Origin of the sequence: Streptomyces sp. NPDC008137 (assembly GCF_042957035.1) — a bacterium.
Classification (GTDB): Bacteria; Actinomycetota; Actinomycetes; order Streptomycetales; family Streptomycetaceae; genus Streptomyces.
The window spans coordinates 372,613-389,290 of the sequence record NZ_JBIBHN010000006.1 but is presented as its reverse complement, the minus strand read 5'-3'; the positions used below and the strand labels follow the sequence as shown (position 1 = coordinate 389,290).

Annotated in this window: 17 protein-coding genes; 10 read left to right on the top strand and 7 right to left on the bottom strand. The window is 73.0% G+C overall.

Annotation, left to right across the window (positions count from 1 at the left end; translation table 11 throughout):
* The first annotated feature begins 256 nt into the window (after positions 1-256).
* Positions 257-1,012, top strand: coding sequence for a GAF domain-containing protein (locus ACFZBT_RS13545; RefSeq protein WP_391102316.1), 756 nt, complete (start codon positions 257-259; stop codon positions 1,010-1,012).
* 35 nt (positions 1,013-1,047) lie between these two features.
* On the opposite strand, the gene ACFZBT_RS13540 is transcribed toward ACFZBT_RS13545, so the two are convergent.
* The gene (locus ACFZBT_RS13540; RefSeq protein WP_391102314.1) at positions 1,048-1,842 is read right to left on the bottom strand and encodes a hypothetical protein; all 795 of its coding nucleotides are present in this window, start codon (positions 1,840-1,842) and stop codon (positions 1,048-1,050) included.
* 379 nt (positions 1,843-2,221) lie between these two features.
* On the opposite strand from ACFZBT_RS13540, the gene thrS reads away from it, so the two are divergent.
* A complete protein-coding gene (gene thrS, locus ACFZBT_RS13535; RefSeq protein WP_391102311.1) occupies positions 2,222-3,451 on the top strand; it encodes a threonine--tRNA ligase in 1,230 nt (409 codons plus the stop codon).
* Positions 3,452-3,455: 4 nt separating this feature from the next.
* Here the strand turns inward: thrS and ACFZBT_RS13530 are convergent, their stop codons facing one another.
* Positions 3,456-4,013 carry a pyridoxamine 5'-phosphate oxidase family protein gene (locus tag ACFZBT_RS13530; protein ID WP_391102309.1) on the bottom strand — a complete coding sequence of 186 codons (558 nt, stop codon included), beginning with the start codon at positions 4,011-4,013 and terminating at the stop codon, positions 3,456-3,458.
* Positions 4,014-4,191: 178 nt separating this feature from the next.
* Here ACFZBT_RS13530 and ACFZBT_RS13525 point away from each other — a divergent pair, with 178 nt between their 5' ends.
* The 3 genes from ACFZBT_RS13525 (at position 4,192) to ACFZBT_RS13515 (ending at position 7,408) form a co-directional block, all read left to right on the top strand.
* Positions 4,192-5,148 (top strand): nucleoside hydrolase, encoded by a 957-nt coding sequence (locus ACFZBT_RS13525; RefSeq protein ID WP_391102307.1) that lies wholly within the window; start codon positions 4,192-4,194, stop codon positions 5,146-5,148.
* Between the two features lie 269 nt (positions 5,149-5,417).
* Entirely contained in the window at positions 5,418-5,714 is a 297-nt protein-coding gene (locus ACFZBT_RS13520) for a DUF2975 domain-containing protein (protein ID WP_391102305.1), read from the top strand.
* A gap of 185 nt (positions 5,715-5,899) precedes the next feature.
* Positions 5,900-7,408, top strand: coding sequence for an ATP-binding protein (locus ACFZBT_RS13515; protein WP_391102303.1), 1,509 nt, complete (start codon positions 5,900-5,902; stop codon positions 7,406-7,408).
* Between the two features lie 86 nt (positions 7,409-7,494).
* Here ACFZBT_RS13515 and ACFZBT_RS13510 read toward each other — a convergent pair whose 3' ends face one another.
* Positions 7,495-8,451 (bottom strand): LAETG motif-containing sortase-dependent surface protein, encoded by a 957-nt coding sequence (locus ACFZBT_RS13510; protein WP_391102300.1) that lies wholly within the window; start codon positions 8,449-8,451, stop codon positions 7,495-7,497.
* A 265-nt stretch (positions 8,452-8,716) separates the two neighbouring features.
* On the opposite strand from ACFZBT_RS13510, the gene ACFZBT_RS13505 reads away from it, so the two are divergent.
* Positions 8,717-8,995: a hypothetical protein gene (locus ACFZBT_RS13505; protein ID WP_391102298.1), complete on the top strand. Its 279-nt coding sequence runs from the start codon at positions 8,717-8,719 to the stop codon at positions 8,993-8,995.
* A gap of 29 nt (positions 8,996-9,024) precedes the next feature.
* Here the strand turns inward: ACFZBT_RS13505 and ACFZBT_RS13500 are convergent, their stop codons facing one another.
* Positions 9,025-9,516, bottom strand: coding sequence for a hypothetical protein (locus ACFZBT_RS13500; RefSeq protein WP_391102295.1), 492 nt, complete (start codon positions 9,514-9,516; stop codon positions 9,025-9,027).
* A gap of 5 nt (positions 9,517-9,521) precedes the next feature.
* A complete protein-coding gene (locus ACFZBT_RS13495; protein WP_391102292.1) occupies positions 9,522-9,896 on the bottom strand; it encodes a DUF6479 family protein in 375 nt (124 codons plus the stop codon).
* A 127-nt stretch (positions 9,897-10,023) separates the two neighbouring features.
* Here ACFZBT_RS13495 and ACFZBT_RS13490 point away from each other — a divergent pair, with 127 nt between their 5' ends.
* Both ACFZBT_RS13490 and ACFZBT_RS13485 read left to right on the top strand, forming a co-directional pair.
* Positions 10,024-10,875, top strand: a complete 852-nt coding sequence (locus tag ACFZBT_RS13490; RefSeq protein WP_391102289.1) for a hypothetical protein — start codon at positions 10,024-10,026, stop codon at positions 10,873-10,875.
* A 146-nt stretch (positions 10,876-11,021) separates the two neighbouring features.
* Positions 11,022-11,432: a DUF5994 family protein gene (locus ACFZBT_RS13485; protein ID WP_391102286.1), complete on the top strand. Its 411-nt coding sequence runs from the start codon at positions 11,022-11,024 to the stop codon at positions 11,430-11,432.
* 31 nt (positions 11,433-11,463) lie between these two features.
* On the opposite strand, the gene ACFZBT_RS13480 is transcribed toward ACFZBT_RS13485, so the two are convergent.
* Together ACFZBT_RS13480 and ACFZBT_RS13475 are read right to left on the bottom strand one after the other, a co-directional pair.
* Positions 11,464-11,826: a DUF1304 family protein gene (locus tag ACFZBT_RS13480; protein WP_391102283.1), complete on the bottom strand. Its 363-nt coding sequence runs from the start codon at positions 11,824-11,826 to the stop codon at positions 11,464-11,466.
* A gap of 226 nt (positions 11,827-12,052) precedes the next feature.
* Positions 12,053-12,628, bottom strand: a complete 576-nt coding sequence (locus tag ACFZBT_RS13475) for a TetR family transcriptional regulator (RefSeq protein ID WP_391102280.1) — start codon at positions 12,626-12,628, stop codon at positions 12,053-12,055.
* 74 nt (positions 12,629-12,702) lie between these two features.
* On the opposite strand from ACFZBT_RS13475, the gene ACFZBT_RS13470 reads away from it, so the two are divergent.
* A complete protein-coding gene (locus ACFZBT_RS13470; protein WP_391102278.1) occupies positions 12,703-14,577 on the top strand; it encodes an ABC transporter transmembrane domain-containing protein in 1,875 nt (624 codons plus the stop codon).
* A 104-nt stretch (positions 14,578-14,681) separates the two neighbouring features.
* Entirely contained in the window at positions 14,682-16,619 is a 1,938-nt protein-coding gene (locus ACFZBT_RS13465) for a hypothetical protein (RefSeq protein WP_391102275.1), read from the top strand.
* Positions 16,620-16,678 lie beyond the last annotated feature (59 nt).

The following is a 16,678-nucleotide window of genomic DNA, read 5'->3' as shown; positions in this document are numbered from 1 at the left end:
AAGCCGAGCGTGGGGGAGTCGGCGACCGACGAGAACGCGGCAGATGTGCGTGCCAGGCCCCGCGTCTGCGGCGTGATCCAAACGACAGGCCCTAGCCTCCCTTGCCACAACCGGACAACCCGTACGAGAAGCGCTGAGCGAGGGGGTTTCGCGCCATCTGTGACGGGTAGTCGGGGCACGATTCCGGGAGGTCTGTCGGAGCGCGCGGGTGCCGGCCGCCAGGCCTCCGGGGTGATCGGAGGAGGAGGCGGTTGTCGTGCGGTCCAGGGACGACCCCGGTGACGAACCCGGTGGTGACCTGGACCCGGACGGGATCCGGGCCGCCGATGTGATCGCCAAAGGCGTGCGGGGTGCCGAGCCCGGTGAGGTTCCGGGGCGGTTGTGCGAGGTCGCGGTCGAGTTGCTGCCGGTGGCCGGCGCGAGCGTGTCGCTGCGCGGCGACAGCATGCCCGTACAGCTCAGCGCCAGCGACGCGCGGGCCGCGCACCTGGCGCAGCTCCAGGCGACGCTGGGCGACGGACCCTGCCAGAGCGCCGTGGAGGCCGGTGCGCCCGTGCTCGCCTGCGACCTGGCGGCGGGCCGTGACGCCGGACGCTGGCCGGTCTTCGCCCTGGAGGCGACGGCGGCCGGGGTGCGCGCGGTGTACGCGGTGCCGCTGGGCAGCGACGCGGCGTATGTGGGCACCCTCGACCTGTACCGCGACAGCCCGGGCGGACTCACCGCCCGCGAACTGCATGTGGCCCGGCTCGTGGCCGGTGTCATGACGCTGGCCCTGACGGCCCTGGCGCGTGGGGACGAGCCCGAGGCGCGGGACGGGCAGGCCTGGCTGAACGGGCTGGCCGCGGACCACGACGAGGTCTACCAGGCGGTCGGCATGATCATGGCGCAGCTCGGCGTCGGCGCGGACGACGCGCTCGCGCGGCTGCGGGCGGACGCGTTCGCGCGCGGGTGCACGGCCCTCGACGTGGCCCGCGACGTGCTCGCCCACCGCACGCGCTTCGAGCGGGACTGAGGGGGACGGAGCGGGACTGAGGGGGAGCGGGGGCGTCAGATCTGCGCCCGGCCCTGCTTCCTGAGGTCGGTCAGCCGCTGCACCCCGAGCTGCACCGTCTGCTGCGTGACCTCCGCGTGCACCTCGTCGAGCCCGGCGTTGGTGACGGTGATGGCCTCCTCGCCGACGCGCGCGGCGGCGAGGTCCATGGTGAGGTAGGTCAGCTCCCCCTCCTCCGTCTCGCCGGCCAGCGTCACCCGCAGGCCCTGGCGTGCGTTCCCCACGGGAGGCAGCGGCATCCTGGTGACCTCCACCGTCTGGACGCCGCCGCGCGTGGTCGCGGCCATGAACTGCCCGCACTTGCCCGGCAGCGACTTCATCCAGTCGAGGGCGCGGTCTACGTCCGCCGGGCGGTGGGCGGCGACCTGGTAGCGCAACTGGGCGTCGGTGTCGGCGTCGTCGAGCGCGGACACCGCGTGCGGGCCCGTCGGGGGGCCGAAGAGGTCCTCGGCGTAGAGGGCGTCGAGCAGCCGCTGGCAGTCCCGCTTCTCCGTGGTCGCCTTGAGCAGCCCGTCCCGCCAGGTCCTGGCACCCCGGGTAGGCCCCCACGGCTCGCCGAGATCGGCCTCGGTGATCAGCGCCGCGCGGGCCTGGGCCTCGGTGAGCGCGGCCCCGGATCCGGCGGGCTGCTCACCGGCGGGCGAGACGGCCGTGGCGGGGGCGGAGGGGTTGAACCATCTGGGCCGCGGCTCGTTGTCGAGGGAACACGCGGCCGTCGTCAGCAGTCCGGTCACGGACAGTGCGGAGGCGAGGAGGACACGGACACGGGCGGTGGCCGGAGGGTGCGTCATCGGGGTGCCTCCTGCGCGGGGCTCTTGGAGGCGCCTTCTGGCGGGCGGGCTCTCCGGGGCGACGGGTCTGTGATCAGGTCCGTGCTCATACGGCACCACCGCGACGGTCGGCACACCAGTGCGACGGGCTGTTCGGGTGAGGACGGGCGGTGCGGGTGCCGGGCCGGGGGCGTCGGGGCGGAAAACCCGTCGCCCGGGCACCGACGCCCTGTTACCGTCACGCCCATGCAGCGCGCCCAGCCGTTCCCGTCCCTCACGACGACGCCGGAGAGTGTCCCGGCGCGCTGACAGCCGACTGTCCGAAGCCCCGGGGCGAGTGCCCCGGGGCTTCGTCGCGCGGTGCTCGCCCCGGATCCCGGAGATCCCGAGGGAGACCACCATGCACGACCACCGCCGCCTCGGCCGCGAACTGAACCTCTTCGACACCGACCCGCTGATGGGCGCCGGGCTGCCCTACTGGCTGCCTGACGGGGCGATCGTGCGGCACACCCTGGAGGAGTACATCCGGGACGCGGAGCGGCGGGCCGGCTACCGGCACGTGTACTCGCCCGCCCTCGGCAAACGCGAGCTGTACGAGATCTCCGGCCACTGGGACCACTACGGCGACGACATGTTCCCGCCGATGGACCTGGGCGCGGAACAGGTCCTGCTGCGCCCCAGCCTCTGCCCCCACCACGCCCTCATCTACCGCTCCCGCTCCCACAGCTACCGCGAACTCCCCCTCCGTATGGCCGAGTTGGGCGGCATGTACCGCTCGGAGCCGTCCGGCGTCCTCGGCGGGCTGACCCGGGTGCGGGCCATCACCCTCAACGACGCGCACATCTTCTGCACCCTGGAACAGGCCGTCGGGGAGGCGCGGGCCGCGCTGGAGCTGATCGGCCGCGCCTACGCCGACCTGGGCATCCGCGCGTCCCGCCACCGTCTCTCGCTGCCCGGCGAGGGCGGCAAGTACGTGGCCGACCCGGAGCTGTGGCGGCGGGCCACCGCCCTGCTCCGGGAGGTCCTGGACGGCTCCGGCATCCCCTATGAGGCCGCCGAGGGCGAGGCGGCGTTCTACGGCCCCAAGATCGACGTACAGATCACCGACCCGGCCGGCCGTGAGACCACCCTGTCCACCGTCCAGATCGACCTCCACCAGCCCGAACGCTTCGACCTGCACTACATCGGCGCCGACGGGGCGAAGCACCGGCCGGTCATGGTGCACCGCAGCGTCATCGGCAGCGTGGAACGCGCGGTGGCGCACCTCCTGGAGACCCACGGCGGGGCGTTCCCGGCCTGGCTGGCGCCCGTGCAGCTCACCGTCCTCCCGGTCGCGGAGGAGCAGGCGGACGCCGCCCACGCCCTCGCCCGCCGCGCCCGCGAACTCGGCCTGCGCGCCGAGGTGGCGGGCCCCGAGCAGGGCACCCTCGGCGCCCGCGTCCGGGCGGCCCGGCTGGTCCCGTACCAGGCGGTGATCGGACAACGGGAGGCCGCGGCGGACCTCGCGGCACCGCGCCTGCGAGACGGCCACCGGCCCCCCGCCCTCCCCGCCGCCGACCTGCTGCGGCGGATCGCCGAGCGGGTGGCGTCCCGAGGCACCGGCCTGTGGGACGGGCCGGACGGATCGTAGGGGCTCAGAACGACCAACGCGTATGGGAGTAGACGCCGTCGTCCCGCCCGAAGCCGTACGCCGTGTCCGGGGCCACCGCGTACACGATGTCGTCGCCCCTGCGGAACGCGTCGTCGATGCCGTGGAACGTGCCCTCGGGGGAGGTGATGTGCGGCCCGTACTGCTCCTCGAACGCCGCGATCACCTCCTCGAGCAGCGCCGGGTCGGTGACCGGCCGCGCCCTGCCCTCGACCACCAGGTCGAAGCCCTCGGTGAGGGAGTTCGCCCCCGTGGTCAGCGCGCAGTGCGCGTCCCGCGCGAGGTTCTTCGCCTTCTGCTCCTGCCGGCCGGTGGAGAAGTACAGCGCCCCGTCGTGCCAGGCGGCGATGACGGGCGTGACGTGCAGCCTGCCGTCGGGCCGGACCGTGGACACCCAGAAGATCTCGGCGGCCCTCATCCGCCGCTGCGCCTCGTCCCACCCGGTGGCGGTGACGCCCGCGGCACCCGGGCGGGGGTTGAGGGCGGAGCTGTAGCGGGGGTCGAGCTCGGTGGTGGGCTGCTGCGCGGGACCCGGTGCCGGCATGACGTCTCTCCTGTCGTCCTCTGCTGTCTCTGCTGTCTCTGCCGCTTCAGCTGTCGTCTTCCCTGCGGTCTCCCTACGTCCTTCCCGTGTGCGCCCGGGCGTCGGTTCGCCCGTTCGAGGGGCGCGTAGGGTCGCTGGTACGGAGCCCAGCCCGGGACCAGTGGAAGGAGCCCTCGCCGTGACGGACGGTCAGCCCATCCCGGTGATCATCGACTGTGACACCGGCGTCGACGACGCCCTAGCCCTGCTGTTCGCCGTACGCCACCCGGCGCTCGACGTCCGCGCGATCACCTGCGTGGCCGGGAACACGGACGTGGACGGCGTCGTCCGCAACACGCTGACCGTGCTGGAGGTGGCCGGTGCCGGGGACATCCCCGTGGCCCGGGGCGCCGAGCGGCCGCTGATCGAGCCGGTGCGGACCGCGCGGCATGTGCACGGGCAGGACGGCATGGGGGATCTGGGGCTGCCCGCGCCGACCCGGGTGCCGGTCGACGTGGACGCGGTGACGCTGCTGCGCCGCGAGATCCTCGCCTCGCCCAGGCCGGTCACGCTCATCCCCACCGCGCCCCTGACGAACATCGCGCTGCTGCTGCGGACGCACCCCGAGGTGACCCGCAACATCGAGCGGATCGTGTTCATGGGCGGCGCGGTGGCGACCGGGAACGCCACGCCGGTCGCGGAGTTCAACGTGTGGCACGACCCGGAGGCCGCGGCGGTGCTGCTCACGGCGGGGGTGCCGATCACGATGTACGGCCTGGACGTCTTCAAGCGGGTGCTGGTGCCGGCGGGGGAGGTGCAGCGGCTGCGGTCGAGCGCGGAACCGGCTCTGCGGCTGGCCGGTGAACTGCTCGCCCACCGCGACCCGGCGACCTCCGGCGACCCCACGCCCATGGGCGGCCTCGGCGACGCGGGCGCGATCTGCGCGGTCGTCGACCCGAAGGGCATCACCACCGAGGCCCTGCCGGTCGAGGTCGTCCTCGCCCCCGGCCCCTCCCGAGGCCAGACGATCGTCGACCGCCGCCCGCGCCCCGGAGAGTCCGAGATCCACGAGGGCGTGCGCGAACAGCCCCTGGTGGACGTGGCGTTGGATGTGAACGTGGAGCGGTACGTCAACCTGTACCTGGAGACGCTGTAGCGCGGAAGCGGGCACAGGGGCTACGCGAAGATCGATTGACTTTCGATCGATACCGATCGAGAAGCGATAAATGAACGGCTTCCTCATCGCCGCACTCCGGGCCGTATCGCCTTCGCCGTCCTGGCCGGGCTCTTCGGGCGGTTCGTGGTCATACCGACGACGGCGGCCGACGAGGTCGACCGGTTCCCGCCCTACGCCCCGTTCGCCACGCCCTATGCGGCCGTGGCGATCGTCGGGGTCGTCTGTGCGCAGGTCGCGCTGGGCGCCGTGTGGATGCTGCTCACGAGGTGCAGCGGGACGCGATCTTCACGCCCCGGGCCTTCCGGTGGGTCGACGTCATGATCGGCGCCTCGGCCGTGGCGACCGCCCTGGCCCTCGGCGCCGCCGGCCATCTGACCGTCGCCGAGATCCCCTCTCCCGGTGACGGCATGGACGTCGAGAGCGCCCTGGTCGCCGCGACAGCGGGGGTCGCCGTGGGGACGGCCTTCGCGATGCTGATGGTCGTCATGCGGAGCTTGCTGCGCAAGGCAACCGACCTGGAGAGCGAGATGGCGGAGGTCGTCTGACGGCCGACCCCGCCCTGCCGCGGGCTTGGGGAGTCGTCGTAAACGCGCTTGAGGTTCTCCCCGTTCTGTGTCGGGCCCGCGCCGAATGCGCCATCGGCGCCTTCCTGGCTGGATGAGCCTAGAGTTAGGAGTACACCCCTTAGGGCTGTATTCCTATCGGGGTGGATCTACTTCCAAGGAGTCACATGCGCCGGGCAGGGTCGGGCAAGCCGTCTCGGGTCTACGATCGCGGGAGCGAATGGGGCGCGCTCAGCTCCTTTGTGAACCGGCCCCTGCCGCACGCCATGCTCGGGATCGTCAGCGGTCGGCGACGTATGGGCAAGACGTATCTCCTGCGGGCGCTCGTCGAGAACTGCGGAGGCTTCTACTTCGGGGCCACGGCCGGGACTGAGGCGGAGTCCCTCCGCCAGTTCAGCGCGGCTCTGGCTGACCACGTGGGTTCGCCGGCGCCCTTCTCCTTCGCCACATGGGACGACGCGATCTCGTATCTCTTCGGTCTGGCCGTTCCCGGGCGGGGGGAAAGCCCGTTCCTCGTGGTCATCGACGAGTTCCCGTACCTGGTGAAGGCGGCCCCTGAGCTCCCTTCGCTCATCCAGCGCGTGATCGACCGCTTTCAGGTCGAAGAGAGCGGCATGCGGCTGCTCCTGTGCGGTTCGGCGATGTCCGTCATGGGCGGGCTGCTGGCCAGCACCGCACCCCTGCGTGGCCGGGCGCAACTGGAACTGGTCGTACGTCCCTTCGGATACCGGGCCGCAGCGGACTTCTGGAGCGTCGCCGACGAGCCCGCATTGGCCGCGCGGCTGCATGCCGTCGTGGGAGGCACCCCCGCTTACCGTCGCCAGTTCCTGGCCGATGACGTTCCCGCGAATATGGGCGACTTCGACGACTGGGTGTGTCGCACCGTCCTGGCGCCGTTCAGTCCGCTCTTTCGGGAGGCTCGGTATCTGCTCGCCGAGGAGGCGGACATCCGTGACACCGCGCTGTACCACTCGGTGCTCGCGGCCGTGGCGCAGGGCAACGCGACGCGAGGAGGCATCGCCGGTTACATCGGCCGTAAGTCCGTCGACATCTCGCATCCGCTCAATGTCCTGGAGGACAGCCACCTGCTGGTGCGGGAAGCGGACGTCTTCCGGGCGGGCAAGTCGCAGTACCGCATCACCGAGCCGCTGATCACCTTCTACGAGGCCATCATGCGTCCGGCCTGGGCCCGCCTCGAGAGCGGTCAGGCCGCAGAGGTGTGGGCACGGTCGGCGGAGCGGTTCGCCGCGCAGGTGGCCGGTCCGCACTTCGAGGCGCTGTGCCGGGAGTACGTACTCGGGCCGGGCCGCTCGCTGCTCGACACGTCAGTGGGCGAGGTCGGATGCGGAGTGGTGACCGACTCGAGGGAGCGTCGGCAGATCCAGATCGACGTAGCCGTGGTGGAGCCGGGCTCCGGTGGCGGCAGGTCCGGGGTCGCGCTGCTCGGTGAGGCGAAGTGGGGAACCGTCATGGGAACGAACCATCTGGAACGTCTGGAGCGGGCCAGGGAACTCCTGGCCGGACGGGGGATGGACACGACGCGTTGCGGGCTTGCGTGTTTCAGCGCGGCCGGCTTCAGCGATGCCCTGCGCCGTGAGGCCGAGCAGGGCGGTGTCCTGTTGATCGGCCTCGACGAGCTCTACGGCCGGACGATGCCGACGGCTGTTCTGCCCTAGAACTGGCGGAGGTCGTCTGACGGCGAACCCCGCCCTGCCGCGGGCTTGGAGGGGTGACGGCAGGGCGGGGAGTAAGGGCCCCTGGCTCAGGCGCCGGAGGTGTTGCGCTTCGCCGTGCGGCGGCGGGTGACGATCATCATGGCCGCGCCGCCCGCCAGCAGGGCCGCCGCGCCGAAGGCGATCGGGCCGGTGCTGCCGTTCGCGCCGGTCTCGGCGAGGTCGCCGCCGCCACCGTTCGGCTTGGGGGCGGTGGGCGTCGACTCGGAGGCGGACGGGGTGGGCGTGTCCGTGTCGGAGGACGGCGGGGCCGAGGGCTCCGAGGGCTCCGCGGGCTCGGACGGGGAGGCCGGGGGTGTCGACTGCTCGGCCGGCGGCTCCGAGGGGCTGGCGGGCGGGCTGGACGGGGGCGGAGTCTGAGACGGCGGAGGCGTCTTCGTGCAGTCCTCCGTGCCGCCGTTCCAGGCCGCGATCAACTTGTCCTTGATGACCGGGCGGTCCGGGCCCTTGGGCAGCTCACCGTGCTCGAAGCCGTCCTTCGCGTCCAGCTCGCCGTCGAACTTCACCGCGCCCCGGTACAGGTCGATCTGCCCGAAGCAGCCCTTGTCCGGGATGGCGATGTCGAGCGAGTCGGTGGCGCCCGGCTTGACCGTCACCGTGTCGAAGTCGACGAACACCTGCTCGCCGGAGGTCGCGAACGTCGCGCCGTGGGCGAGGTAGGAGGCGAGGGACGCCGTGCAGGTGGACGCGTCACCGGCGGCGCGGACCTTGATGTGGACCTCGCCGTCCTCGGTCGGCTTCAGGTTCTGGTCGTCGACCTTCACCGAGTCGTGGAAGTTCGTGCCGTCGAGCGAGAACTGGCAGCGGTCGGTGCCGGTCTCCGTCCCCGCGCCCGTCCCGGGCTTGTAGCTGCCGCCGGACGACCAGCCGTCGCCGCCGGGCGTACCGTGCGCGAACGCGGTGGGGGCGGAGGCGGCGCAGAGGGCGAGGGCCGCGACGCCCGTCCCCAGCAGGCGTCGCGCGATGACACGTCTCGCTATGGACATGCGATCCCATTTCTTGGCGTATGCCGGAACCCGGGTGACGGCAGCAGGGCAGCACGCGGCGGCCGGCCGTACCGGGGTGAGTGGTCTGAGAAGCACTGGGCTCATTGGTCACATGCGCCACGGTGCGACCTCATCGTGGCGGCGCCGCAGCACACTGTCAACCTGCGGATATGCAAAGGGAGTTACTCCCCCATCACACTTTCATCACAGCGGGAATGGATCACTCCGACCACCCCGATGTTTCCTTTTTCCGGCATTCCGGACCGTGGGGCTGGCCGGGCCGACGCTGACCCGTCCGCTGTCCGGCGTGCCGCTGCCCGCCCGGCCGGAGATCTCCGGCCACGCGCACCCGGGCGCCCAGATCACCGTCCGTGACAAGGACGACCGCGAGGCCTGCGCGACCACCGCCGCCCGTGACGGCACCTGGGCCCGCACCCCGGCCCCCGCCCTTCCGCCGGGCGCCAACCGGCTCCAGGCGGTCGCCACCCTGAACGGGGTCAGCGCCATGAGCGAGCAGCTCGACATCGCGGTGACGGAGGACTGACACGGAGGGATGACGGAGTCCGGCGCGGGTCAGTAGCGCACGGCCCGGGCCACCTCGGCCCGGACGTCGCCGGACACGTCGTGGGTACCGCGGGCGGTGGCCGTGGCGGAGTGGCCCGCCTGCACGTTGTCCACCGTGACGATGACCGTGTCCACCAGCCCGCCCGCGGCGTCGGTGAAGTTCACCTGGACGGCGAAGGACCGGGCCGAGTCGTCGGTGTTGCGGACGGTGACCTCGGCACGGGCCCGGCCGTCGGAGCCGATGGTGGGTGTGCCGACCCTCACGTCGCCCTTGACGTCGATGCCGTCCTGGATGTCGTCGAGCCGCCGCTGGGCCTCCGCAGTGGCCGACTCGACCGCCTCGGAGGCGCCCGAGGCGATCGACCCGACCGCCGACTCCGCCTTGCTCGCGGCGTCCGAGGGGCTGTCGGAGCCGCCGCCGCAGCCGGTGAGCGCGGCGGCCAGGGCGAGTGCCATCGCCGCCCCGCCCGTCGCCCAGCGTGTCCGGTGGCGGCCGGTCATGGGCGTCACGTACGTCCCAGGCCGCCGCCGCCGAAGGATCCGCTGGATCCGGGCGACCAGCGGCGCGGTTTCTGGTCCTTGCCCGTCCTGGTGCTCGCGTGGTGGAGGTCGTGGGGCAGGATCCGGTCGCCGTCCTGTGTCGTGATCGGCATCTCGTCGGGCTCGCGCCGCTCGCGCATCTCGTGGACCGGCCCGCCGTCCGGGACGTGTGGCTGTTCCTCCGGGCCGGGGTGATGGGTGTCCTTGTCCATGACCCGCATCCCGACCCGTACGCCCCAGATCAGCGCGCAGGCCACGATCAGCCCGCAGACGAAGGCGATGGCCACGGCGATCGCGTGATCCGACGACGCCGCCAGCAGTTCATACGTGGCCGTGTTCATAGTCCGAGTATCGCCGACGGATTGCGATAAAGCGCCCGGAATGTCCGTCGGCGGAATCCGGGCAACCTCTGCCGCGCCGGTGGCGACCTCACGGTGATACCCCGTCCCCCACACGAGGGAGATCACCATGCGCAGACATCTCGCGCGACTGATCACCGTCTTCGCCGTACTGGCGGCGGCCTTCGCGACGCCCGGCATGGCGAACGGCAAGGCGCAGGCCGCCGACGAGTGGAACCCGCCCGCGAACCTCGTCCAGCCCCTGAACGAGGTCTGGCGGCACGTGGAGACGACCTACCCGAACCTGTACGGCTTCCGGAACTACGGCTGGGACCAGGTCATGGCCAACCGGGGCAGCGTCAACTACTGCGTCCGCTGGGAGTCCGACGCCCCGGTCAGCGCCGCCCTGCGCGACCGGATCCACGCGGCGCTGAAGAAGCAGTTCGGCAAGTGGATGACGGCCATGACCGAGAACGGCAAGGGGCACAACGCCTGGCCGTACACCAATGTCCCGGTCAACATCGTCGGCTGGGCCGTGAAGAACCGCTCCACGCTCCAGTGGACCGACAACTCCGTCGACATCTACACGAACGTCCTCGACGGGGCCGGCGCCCCGCAGTGCGCCCCGGACTGCGGCCGCTTCTTCCACCAGGACGGCAACTACTCGAAGTGCCCGGGCGGCGCCGCCCGCCACTACGACCAGTCGCTGTGGCTGACCAAGGGCTTCGGCGGCGGGGCGGGCGGCGACTGGGGCCAGCGCATGGGCCAGGAGTACTTCACCGGCGCCCTCGACCAGGAGAACATCCACATCTACCTGCACGAGGTCGGCCACACCTTCGGCCTCGACGACTTCTACGACTGGTCGCCGGCCGGCCAGTGCTGCTTCCTGATGAAGGCGGGCAGCGCCACGCAGATCACCGAGTTCGACAAGTGGATGGCGCGTGACTTCTGGCGCCATCTGAAGAACCGCTACGGTCTCTGACCGGAACCCGGCGGGTGGTGCGGTCGGCCCCGGTCCCCGCACCGCCCCGCGGCGTACGGTGGAGGAACCGGGGGTATGCCGCAACCGGTGGCTGAACGGTCCTGGCCCCGACACCGCCGTTCCCCCCGTTCGCAGCAGGAGCCCCGATGACGTCCGCCTCCTCGTCCCCGCCGCCGCTCCCCGCCCCGCGGGACGTCCGGCTGCGGCTCGCCCAGCCCTCCCGTTTCGGCCGTACGGCACGCCGGATCGACGGCGCGTGGTGGCCCCGCTCGGACGACCTGGCGCGGGAGCTGACCGGGCTGCTGGGCGTGCTGCCGCGCGCCTGGGGGCGTATCAGCAGTGTCCTGGTCCACGGGGACACCTGGCAGGACTGCCCGGAGCGGATGGTCGTCGCCGGGTGCACGGTGCACGTGGGCCGCACCGACTCGCCCGCTCCCCGCACCGTCTGCCTGCTCGCGCTCGGCCGGGGCCGCTACGACCTGCTGGTGGTGCCGCCCGAGACGGCCCGGGCGGAGGCGGACCTGCTCATGGAACGGGCCGTCACGCAGGGCGCGTGAGGCTGGGGCGCGTGCCGCCCGGCCCCGCCGCTCAGTGCGCGAGCAGCACCAGGGCGAGGGCGGCCAGCGCCGGGACGGTCTGCACGAAGAGGATCTTCCGGCTGGCGGTGGCCGCGCCGTAGACCCCCGCGACCGCCACGCACACCAGGAAGAACACCGAGACCTGGAAGCCCACCGTGCCGGACGCCACCGCGCCCCACAGCAGACCGGCCGCGAGGAAGCCGTTGTAGAGGCCCTGGTTGGCGGCGAGGGCCTTGGTCTCCGCCGCGAACTCGGCGGTGGTGCCGAAGGCGGCGCGGGCCCGTGGAGTGGTCCACAGGAACATCTCCAGCACCAGGATGTAGGCGTGGAGGGCGGCGAGAGCCAGCACCGCGAGGGTGGCGAGGATCGTCATGGACGCATCATTCCAGGGTCTGCGTCACCCTCGCTCCGTCACCCTCGCTCCGTCACCCCCGCTCCACCACCCCGCCGCGCCGTCCTCGTTCGGGCCTCCCCAGGAGGCGGCGGGCGGTGCCGAGTGGCAGATTTCGGGCAGTGGAAGGCCGGTCCGGGCCGTCGCGTCCCCGCGTGTGCCGCTCGGGAGCCCGGCCCGGCCTTCCCGCTGCCCGGCACCGCGGGATCTACGGGGCGACGGCCTTGCGCAGGGTGTGCAGGCACAGCGTCATGGCGTGGTGCTTCGAGGCGCCGGCGGTGCGGGTGTGTTCCCAGGCCGAGTACAGCAGGGACCAGACCAGGTTGCGGACCCACTCCTCGTCCAGCTCGGAGTCGATGCTGCCGTCCGTGTGCCCGCGCCGGACCGTGCGCAGGAAGTGCTGGTCGGCGGCGGTCTCCTCGTCCCAGCCCGACCAGGTCACCAGCTGCGGCGTCTCGAACATCAGCGTGAGGCCGTCGCCGAGCTCGAAGTACTCCTGGCAGAGCCGTTCCAGGGCCTTGGCGGCCGGGCCGTCGTCGAGCCGGGCACGCCCGGTCGCCGCCGCGATCTTCTCCAGGACGTCCGCGCCGATGGCCGCGAGCAGGTCGGAGCGCTCGGGGAAGTAGCGGTGGACGGTCGTACGCCCCACCCCCGCCGCCGCGGCGACGTCGCCGAGCGACGCGGTCGAGTCGCCGGCCAGCAGGCCGATGGCGGCGTCGATGATGGCGCGCCGCGTGCGTGCCCGGGTTCCGCTCTCGGCCGCTCCGCTCCGCTCCTCAACCATGCGCATACGGTAGCGCGTCTTCCGAGATGAAAATCTCTTGACCGTAGTGGAACACCGATGTTCCACTCGGCGGCATGACTGTTCCGGAAGGCACGTCTCGCAAGGTGTCCGTTCCCCGGCTGCGGATTCTCTGGTCGTTCGCCCGGCCGCACCGGCGCTCCCTGGCCCTGGCCCTCGTCCTCGCGCTGGTGGGGTCCGGGATGGGGCTGGCCGCGCCGATGGTCACGAAGGGCGTGCTCGACGCTCTCGGCGGTTCGGACCCGCTGCGGGGGCCGCTGGTGGCCCTGCTGGTCCTGCTGGTGGTCGGCAGTGCCGTCATGTACTGGCAGTGGACGCTGCTCGGCGCGCTCGGGGAGAGGGTGGTGCTCCGGGCCCGTGAGTCGATGGTGCGGCGCTTCCTGCGGGCCACCGTCCCCGCCGTCACCCGGCGCGCGCCCGGCGAACTCGTCACCCGCGTCACCTCCGACACGGTCCTGCTGCACCAGGCCGCCACCGGCGCCCCGGTCGGCCTGATCAACGCCGTCGTCATGCTCCTCGGGACCCTGGTCCTCATGGGCGTCCTCGACCTGGTGCTGCTGGGCACGGTCGCGGCGGCGGTGGTGGTGGTCGCCGTCCTGTTCGGCGTCCTCATGCCCGGGATCGCGACCGCGCAGCAGCGCGCCCAGGACCACCTCGGACGGCTCGGCGGCAATCTGGAGGGCGCGCTGCGCGCGATCCGCACGGTGAAGGCCGGCCGGGCCGAGGAGCGCACGGCCGAGCGCATCGTGGCCGACGCGCGTGCCTCCGCCGAGCACGGCGTCCGCGCGAACCGCCGCGAGGCCCTGGCGTGGACGATCGCGCTGGCCGGCATCCAGCTGGCGATCATCCTGGTCCTGGGCGTGGGCGCCTGGCGGGTCGCCGAGGGGGACCTGGAGGTCTCCAGCCTCATCGCGTTCCTGCTCTACGCGTTCGGGCTGATGGACCCGATCAGCGAACTCAGCCAGAACGTCACCGCGCTCCAGTCGGGGATCGCGGCGGCGGAGCGGATCCGGGAGACGGACGACCTGGACTCGGAGGAGGAGGGAGACGGGGGCGTGCGGGACGTCCCCGTCCGGGAAGCGGCCGTACAGGGCACCCCCGAACAGGACACCCCCGAACAGGGCACCCCCGAACAGGGCATCCCCGAACAGGGCACCCCGGTACAGGGCACCCCCGTACTGGAGCTGAGGGACGTCACCGCGGCCTACGGCCCCGACGCCGAACCGGCGGTGCGCGGCGTCGATCTGGTCATCCCCCGGCACGGGCACACCGCGATCGTCGGGCCCTCGGGCGCGGGCAAGACGACCCTGTTCTCCCTGGTGCTGCGCTTCCTGGAGCCGACCGGCGGCACCCTGCTGCTGGACGGCCGCCCCTACCGCGACCACAGCCATGACGCGATCCGGTCGCGGCTGGCGTACGTCGAGCAGGACACCCCGGTCGTGCCCGGGACGATCCGCGACAACCTCCTGCTGTCCCGGCCCGACGCGACCGACGCGGAGCTGCGCCGGGTCCTGCGCGAGGTACGGCTGGCCGAGAAGGTCGACACCCTGGACGACGGCCTCGACACGCCCCTGACCGGCGCGGCCGTGTCGGGCGGCGAGCGGCAGCGCATCGCCCTGGCCCGAGCCCTGCTGCGCACGCCGGACGTACTGCTCCTGGACGAGGCGACGGCCCAGCTCGACGGACTGACCGAGGCCGCCGTCCAGGAGTGCGTGCGCGCCCGCGCGGCCACGGGCGCCGTGGTCACGATCGCCCACCGGCTGTCGACCGTGATCGACGCCGACACCATCGTGGTGATGGAGGCGGGCCGGGTCCGCGCCCGGGGCGGCCACGGGGAGCTGCTCGCCACGGACACGCTGTACCGGGAGCTGGTGGAGGCCCTGCGTATCGCGGCCCCCGCCGACTGTCCGGAATCAACCATTCTCGGTTGACCGGCAGCCACAGGTTTGATCAGCTGTCCCACCAGTCTTGTTCGATTCTGATCGAGCGTTTCCGGGCTTCCTGGGGGGAGCTTGTGACAAGTGGGGGAGTCTTCTTGAAGCATCACGATGCCGTCGCGCCGCGCCGCGCTCAATTCCGGCGCGGCGCGGCCGCGTTGACCCTGCTCGCGGTGACGGGCGGGATGGGGCTGACGGGGGCCTCGGCCGCCGGTGCCGCCGTGCCCGACGGCACGGCGTGCGCGCCTGCGGAGGGCCTCTCCGGCTGCCGCCTGTTCGACGCGGCCAGGGACGCGCAGGCATTCAAGGTGCCGTCGGGTGTGACGCGGCTGAACGTGCGGGTCTGGGGCGAGGGCGGTGCCGGCGGCTCCCTTGCGAAGGGCGGTGCGGGCGGCTTCGTCGGCGGCACCCTGAAGGTCACGCCCGGCGAGACGCTGAGCCTCGCCGTCGCCGGGCCACGCTTCGGTGACGCCCTCGGCGGCGAGGCGGGCTCCGTCGGCGCCGAGCGGGGCGGCAACAGCAGCGCCATCCGCACGAGCGGTGGAACGCCGCTGGTCGTCGCCGGTGGCGGTGGCGGTGGTGGGGGCGACAGGGCCGATGACCAGGCGGGCGCCGCCGGTGGCGAGTCGGGCCAGGACGCCTCCGGGAAGGACCGCGGCGGCAAGGGCGCCACCGGCGCCAAGGGCGGTGCGGGCACCGGCAAGGGCACCGCGGGCGCCGACCACGCCAAGGGCGGCGCGGGTGGTGCCGGTGGCGCGGGCCGGTACGGCGGTGGCGGCGGCGGTGCCGGCTACGCGGGCGGCGGCGGTGGCACGGGCGCCGACAGCGGCACGTTCCCCGGCGGCGACAGCACCACCTCCGAGGGCACCGCCGCCGAGGGCACCACCGGCAGCGGGGGCGGCGGCTCCAGCTACGCCGAGCCGGCCCGGGTGGACGACGCCCGGCTCGTCGCCGGCAAGGGCGCCGCGGCGCCGGAGAAGACCGACCCGTACTGGGCCCCCTCCGCCGGCCCGGCCGGCTCCGGCGTGGCCGAGGGCGGCGCCAACGCCACCGGAGGCCCCGGCCGCATCGTCCTCCAGTGGCAGTCGTCCCCCACGGTCGACCGGCTCACGCAGGTCTCCGGCACCGGCCAGATCACCCAGCCGGGCGGGTCCGTCGACCCGCTGGCCGTCGTGGCCCGGGACAAGGACGGCAAGCCGGTCGCCGACACCTCGGTGACCTTCACGATCGAGGACCCGGACGGCCTCAAGCCGGCCTTCCACCCCACCGGCGGCCCGGACGACGACCAGAGTGTCGTCTCGACCGACGCCCAGGGGCGTGCGCAGTCCCCGTGGATCGGGCTGGGCAGCGAGAAGGAGGGCGAGTTCACCGTCCGGGCGAAGACCCAGGGCGTGTCGACGGTCTTCACCGTCCGGGTCAAGGAGTCGCCCTACGCCGTGAGCGTCGCCGACGGTGACGAGCAGCAGGCCGAGCAGGGGCAGGACTTCGCCGAGGCGCTGCGCGCCAGGGTGGTCGAGTCGGGCAAGGCGGCGCCAGCCGGTACGGAGGTGGTCTTCCGGGTCGAGGACGGCGGCGAGGGCGCTCCACGCTTCGGCGGCGAGGACCAGGTCGTCCGCGTCAAGACCGACGCCATGGGCAGGGCCACGGCCCCGACCCTGACCGCCGGCGAGGGCACCGGCATCTACACCGTCGCCGCGTCGGCCGGTGACGCCATGGCCCAGTTCGCGGTCGAGGTCGTCCCCGGCGACGGCTCGGACGAGCCCGGTCCCGGCGACGGATCCGCCTCGCCCTCCCCGAGCCCCAGCACCGACCCGAGCCCCTCCGCCGACCCGAGCCCCTCGCCCGGCGCGAGCGACTCCGGGACGACCGGCGGCACCGGCACGACCACCGGCGGCACCTCGACGAACGGCGGCAGCCTCGCCTCCACCGGCGCCGGCAACGTCGGCCTCCTCCTCGCGGCGGCCGCGGGCCTGGCCACGGCCGGCTTCGCGGCGTTCCGCCTCGCCCCGCGCCTGAGGCTCCGCTCGCGCGACTGAGCGTGACCTCACGTCGCTCCGACTGCCCGCACCCGGTCACCGGGTGCGGGCAGTCGCCG